The following is a 4,501-nucleotide window of genomic DNA, read 5'->3' on the forward strand; positions in this document are numbered from 1 at the left end:
GAGGTCGTCGGCGGCGCGGAAGTCGGTCGGCACGTCGGGCAGGCGCTCCGGCAGCGTCAGCGTCGTCACGTCGTCGCCCCACAGGCCGATCGCGCGGATCAGCGCCTCGCGGTCGCCGGTCGCCTGCAGCTCGGCCTGCTCCAGCGCGAGTTGGGCTTCGGCCAGCACCGCGCGCTCGCGGGCGAGCCGCAGCGCGCTGACATTGCCGGCCTGGCGCATCCGCAGCGCCAGTTCCGCGCCGGCGGAGGCGGAGTCCAGCACCGTGCGCGCCTGCTGCAGGCGCTCCTGCGCGGCGACGGCCTGGACCCAGCTGCGACGGGCCTGGGAGGCGACGTCGAGCAGCTGCTGCCCGACGCGCGCCTGCTCGCGGGCCAGGGCCTGGGCGGCGGCGTCCTGGCGGGCACCGCGGCCGAGCAGGCTCAGCAGGTTGAACTCGAGGCCGCGCTCGATCTCGCGCTCGTCGCCGCGCACGAGGCGGCCCAGGCTCAGGACCGGGTTCGGCCAGAGCAGCGTCTGCACGCGCTCGGCGTCGGCCATGCCCAGGCCGTAGAGGCCGGCCTGCAGGCCGCGGTGGTTCAGCAGCGCGAGCTGCACCGCGCCCTGGGCATCGAGCGGCCGGGCCAGCAGGGCGTCGGTGCGAGCGCGGGCGGCGGCGCGCTGGTCGTCGGTGCGCTGCAGCGGCAGGTCGCTGCCCAGCCAATCGCGGCTCTGCCGCTGGACCGGCTCGGCCGCCTGCTCCGGCGAGAGCGACGCGCAGGCCGAAAGGCCCAGCGCCAGCAGCACGGGCAGGGTCAGGCGCAGGGGAGTCATCGTCGAGGACATCGGGGGCTCCTCAATGGTGGTGATGGCCGCCGGCCGGGGCCGAGGTGGCGCTGACCGGGGCAGAAGCGGCGCTCGCCGGGGCGGGGGAGGCAGCGGCTGGTCGGCCGGGCGACGCTGGCGGTGGCGCGGGTGCGTTAGCGGCTTGGCTTTCGCGCAGTAGCGCGCGCCAGCCGCCGGCCTCGTGGACACGGCGGTTGGCCTGGCGCCAGTCCCCGACACCGGGGTCGGCGACGGCGGCGCCGGAGGCGGACACGGGCGGCTTGACGATCGGCGCGGGCGTGGTCGCCCGTGGGTCGGCGGGATCGGGGGGCGCGGCTGCGGCAGACCCAAGGGTCGCGGCCACGGCCAGCAGGCAGAGCAATCGAGAAGACATGGCTTCCTCGCGAAGGATCGGGAGCAGGGAGGACTGCCCAGACCCCTCACCCCTGCCCTCTCCCCGCCAGCGGGGAGAGGGAGTCAGTCAGACCGATCTCCAGCGCCACCAGCGGGGCGAGGGATCGGATCGGACTCCCTCTCCCGCTTGCGGGAGAGGGTGGGGGTGAGGGTCGGTGCAGGCCGCCGGCCGGGCCGTCATCAGACGGAACCCGGCACGATGGCGACGCTCACGGCGGCTCGTCCAGGACGAGCGCCGGCGTTCAGGCGAGGAAGGTTTTTGGCGGCCGCTCGAGCGGCTGCGGCGTCTGCTCGGGCGCGTCGATGGCGCGGAGCGTGGGGGTGGCGTCGCGCAGGTCCTGCGCGGCGAGCATCAGCGGCGCGATCGGCATCGCGGCGCCGATGCAGCACTGCAGGCAGATGCCGCAGTGGTGATCGGTGGCGGCATCGCCGCCGTCGTCGTGCGGCGCCGCAGCGTCCGTCGGCGACAGGTCCGTCGAGGCCCCGTCGTGGCCGCCGTGCGTCATGCCGCCCATGCCGGTCCCGTCGTGGCTCATCGCGCCCATGTGCATGGCGCCCATGTCCATGCCGGCCATCTCATGGCAATCGGTGGGCATCGTCGCGACGGCGCCGCCGCCGTGCGCGGACATCAGCGCCATGCCGATGCCCATCGTGGCCGCGAGCGCCCCCTGCAGCGGCAAGGTCAGCGCCAGGACGGCCAGCACCAGCCAGCGGCTCCAGAGGAGCCGGCGCGGACCGGTGGCGTTCAAGCGGGACATGGGGCCGGAGTGTAGGCGAGACGACGCCCGGACACTCACCTCGGCCCTGGCCGCCACAGGGCCTCCCGGCCTCCCGGCTCAGTCCTCGTTCTTGAAGACCAGCTTGACCTCGTGCGTCTCCTTCTGGCCGCTGGGTTCGAACTTCCAGTCCATCAGCGCGCGGGTGACGGCCTTGTCGAAGACCTTGCGCGGTTCGGCCTCCAGGATCTCGACGCCCGAGACCTTGCCGTCCGGCTCGATGTTCATCTTGGCGCGCACCGAGCCCTGCGAGATCGACTGGCGGGCGGCTTCGGCCGGAAACTCCGGCGGCACCTTCTTGACGATCTTCGGCGTGGCATGGGCGCCGGCGGCCAGCACCAGCGCGGCGGCCAGGCCCAGCAGGCTGCGGGAAACGGTGGGGATCAGGTTCTTGCTCATCTTGGGACCTCGTACGTCTTGGGTGAGGAAAGCGGGATTTCCGGTAGGAACGGGGGCGACTCGCGCAGCCGGGACGTCAGGTCGCGGAGCGGGCCGTGCTGAAGAAGCCCACGGCCTGCACCAGGCGCGAGCTGCTGTCGCGCAGCGAGTCGGTGGAGCGGGTCAGTTCGTCGACCAGCGTCGTGTTCTGCTGCGTCGCGCGGTCCAGCTCGTTCATCGCGTTGTTCACGACGCCGACGCCGGCCGCCTGCTCCTGGGCCGAATGCGAGATCTCCTCGATCAGCTGGCCCATGTTGTTGACCTCGTCCACGACCGAGCGGATCGTCGCGCCGGCGTTGTTGACCAGCGCCGTGCCGTTCTCGACCTTGACGGACGATTCCTGGATCAGGACCTTGATCTCCTTGGCCGCCTGCGCCGAGCGCGAGGCCAGCGCCCGCACTTCCGACGCGACCACCGCGAAGCCCTTGCCGTGCTCGCCGGCACGGGCCGCTTCCACCGCGGCGTTCAGCGCCAGGATGTTGGTCTGGAAGGCGATGCCGTCGATGACGCCGATGATGTCGCCGATCTTGCGCGAGCTCGCGCTGATCTCTTCCATCGTCGAGACGACCTGGCTCACCACCGTGCCGCCGGCCGAGGCCGACTGGCGCGCCTTGCTGGCGATGCTGGCGGCCTTGCGGGTCAGCTCGCTGGCGCCGTTCAGGTTGGAGGCGATCTGCTCCACCGACGCGGCGGTGTTCTGCAGGCTCTCGGCGGACCGCGCGGTGCGGTCCGACAGGTCGACGTTGCTGCCGGCGATCTCGTTGGAGTTCTGCGCGACCTCGCCCGCCGCGGCGCTCACGCTGGCCACCACGCCCGACAGCGCCGTCTGCATGTCGCGCATCGCGTGCAGCATCTGCGCCAGCTCGTCGGAGCCCTGCACGTCGATGTGCTGCGACAGGTCGCCCGAGCTGATCGCCTGCGCCGCGTCCTTGGCCTTGCGCGCCGGCACGATGATCGAGCGCGCGATCGTCAGGCCGCCGACACCCCCGATGACCACGGCGATCACGACCAGCAGGCCGGTGATGACGATGGACTGGTTGGCCAGCTTCGCGCCGCCTTCGGCCAGCGCGCGGCCACCGGCGAACTGCAGCTCGACCAGGCTCTTGAGCGTGTCCTGGTAATCCTTCTGCGCCGGACGCACGTCCTTGATCAGGGCCTCGCGGGCCTCGTCCGGGCTGCCGTCCTGCTGCACCGCCAGGAACTTGGACACCGCGGCGGCGAACCGGGTCTGGTGCTCGCGCACCTTGGCCACGACCGCCTTGTCTTCCTTGACATCGGCGACCTTGGCCTCGAGCTCGGCCAGCTGCTTCTGGCCCTCCTCGAGCGCGGCGGCGATGTCGTTCTTCTGGCGCTTGATCGCATTGGCCGTGTCCAGCAGCAGCAGGTCGCGGGAGGCGCGCGCGATGATGTTGACGTCGCTCTCCAGCGTGTTGGCCAGGGCGATCTTCACGAGGCTGGAGTCGGCCGTCGTGCTCAGGTCATGGGAGAGGCGGCTGGCGTTGTGGGCGCCGAAAGCGCCGATCACGATCAGCAGCAGGATCAGCAGCGCATAGCTCAGCGTCAGGCGCTGGCCGATGCGCAGGCGGGATAGAAACGACATCGATTCCCTCGCAACGATTCAGTTGTTGTTGATTGGCCGGACAGCGCGGGCACGTCGGCGCTCGTGGCGTCGTCGCTGCGGTCCGACCATCGGATTCGGCGCGATCATCGTTGGACTTGATCCGGGGCATCGATGCCGGTTCCGAGGGCCCGTGAATTCTGACGCGGCACTTGCAACTGAATGCAAACGGCGTTTTCACCGGCTCGGTAGAAGCCCTAATGCGGCGCTCGGCGCGGTTTCATGATTCCTGCACATTCCTTCGCGAGTCGCCCGCGTCGCGCCCGTATCCGCGCCGTAACCGCCTTGCGGCCGGCGCGCCTCGTCGCATCGGAGGGTCAGGGCTTGCCGCTCTCCGGCAGCGGCATGAGGGTCAGGGCTTGTCAGGCGCGGAGGACGTCGACGGCGCGGCCGCCACGTCCTCGCGATCCAGCTCGACACGGTTGCGCCCGCCCTGCTTGGCGCGGTACATCGC

4 protein-coding genes are annotated in these 4,501 nt (G+C 71.4%); all 4 read right to left on the reverse strand.

All coding sequences use genetic code 11. The features are described 5' to 3' along the window. On the reverse strand, positions 1 to 822 hold an 822-nt coding region (locus FUT87_RS18895), incomplete at its 3' end, for a TolC family protein (protein WP_147242024.1). Between the two features lie 635 nt (positions 823 to 1,457). Continuing rightward, positions 1,458 to 1,973, reverse strand: coding sequence for a hypothetical protein (locus tag FUT87_RS18900; protein ID WP_147242025.1), 516 nt, complete (start codon positions 1,971 to 1,973; stop codon positions 1,458 to 1,460). A gap of 78 nt (positions 1,974 to 2,051) precedes the next feature. Continuing rightward, on the reverse strand, positions 2,052 to 2,390 hold the full coding sequence (locus tag FUT87_RS18905; RefSeq protein WP_091727391.1) for an energy transducer TonB: 339 nt from the start codon (positions 2,388 to 2,390) through the stop codon (positions 2,052 to 2,054). Between the two features lie 76 nt (positions 2,391 to 2,466). Next, entirely contained in the window at positions 2,467 to 4,029 is a 1,563-nt protein-coding gene (locus FUT87_RS18910; protein ID WP_147242026.1) for a methyl-accepting chemotaxis protein, read from the reverse strand. Between the last annotated feature and the right edge of the window lie 472 nt (positions 4,030 to 4,501).

The sequence above is a fragment of the Mitsuaria sp. TWR114 genome (genome assembly GCF_007997345.1).

Excerpts from the sequence above, each read along its gene's own strand:
- FUT87_RS18905 (WP_091727391.1), bottom strand. The coding sequence starts at position 2,390 with ATGAGCAAGAACCTGATCCCCACCGTTTCCCGCAGCCTGCTGGGCCTG.
- FUT87_RS18910 (WP_147242026.1), bottom strand. The coding sequence starts at position 4,029 with ATGTCGTTTCTATCCCGCCTGCGCATCGGCCAGCGCCTGACGCTGAGC.
- FUT87_RS18900 (WP_147242025.1), bottom strand. The coding sequence starts at position 1,973 with ATGTCCCGCTTGAACGCCACCGGTCCGCGCCGGCTCCTCTGGAGCCGC.